Origin of the sequence: Edwardsiella sp. A.80236 (genome assembly GCF_044540725.1) — a bacterium.
GTDB lineage: Bacteria > Pseudomonadota > Gammaproteobacteria > Enterobacterales > Enterobacteriaceae > Edwardsiella > Edwardsiella tarda.
The window spans coordinates 1-965 of the sequence record NZ_JBIUCY010000061.1; the positions used below are offsets into that span (position 1 = coordinate 1).

Here is a 965-nt window from a genome sequence, read left to right on the forward strand (position 1 = left end):
CGGATGATAACGGCCAGCATGGCGTCCAGAACGTCCAATGCATCATCCAGCGCCAGCGTTTCCCATGCAAGGACAAAGGCAACCAGAACCGCCATCCTTTTCTGCGGTGACATCCTGGCAATATTGAACACCGAAGTCATACCAGCATAACGTGCGAGATTTTTCAGGCGCACAGCCGGGAGTGTACTCAGGTTTTCAGCATGCAGGCCAAAATCGTTCAGAGTTTTCCAGCGTTCAATTGCTTCATTAAACGCCGGACCACTGATGGTCACAGGGCCCTTTTTCAGTGATTCCAGTAAAGACAGGCGGCTGCAATCAGTTGGCCCCAGCAGCATCTCCAGCTGTGAACGCTGTTCGGCTGACGGTATCAGTGCCAGTTTGTTCCACAGGCGCAACGTCGCCTTTTCCCTTACCTCTGAAATCAACCGGGTCAGCGTAGTGGCTCCGGGGAGAATAATACGATGTTGCATAAGCCACCCTGTCGCCAGATCGAAAAGCAGGCCAGGACGTTCGTTGCTTATCCAGCTCCGGGTATATAAAAGACGGGTAAGGCGAAATGTCCAGGGCCAGGCAAATTCACGATACTGATAGTGCTGACGTATCAGCGCTGCATGCTCACGGCGGGTATTTTCCCTCTGACCGTATTCTGCAAGAACGGTGATATCACGAATCCCGAGCTGTCTGGCGGTAAAATGCCGGACGCCGGAAGGAATATGATTCATATCGGTGAGGAAGGTGCCCAGAAAACGGACACATCCAATTTGCAGGGCAATGCCCAGACGGTTGTGATCACCTCTGCTTTTTCCGATAAATTCCTTGTCTGCTTCATCAAGGTGAAAATATCGTGCCAGCTGAAGCTCATCCGGTTCACCGGTGAATCTGCCATAGCTTTCAGTCTGCTCAGTGGTCAGAAAGTCAACGGGCATATCGGCCTCCCTGCCTGACGGGCATTTAGTAACATTTTT

Annotated in this window: 1 protein-coding gene; it reads right to left on the reverse strand. The window is 51.8% G+C overall.

What is annotated here, in order from left to right:
* A partial coding sequence (locus ACEQFP_RS17470) for a DUF4158 domain-containing protein (protein WP_347074852.1) occupies window positions 1-926 on the reverse strand: 926 nt, incomplete at its 3' end.
* Window positions 927-965: the final 39 nt, after the last annotated feature.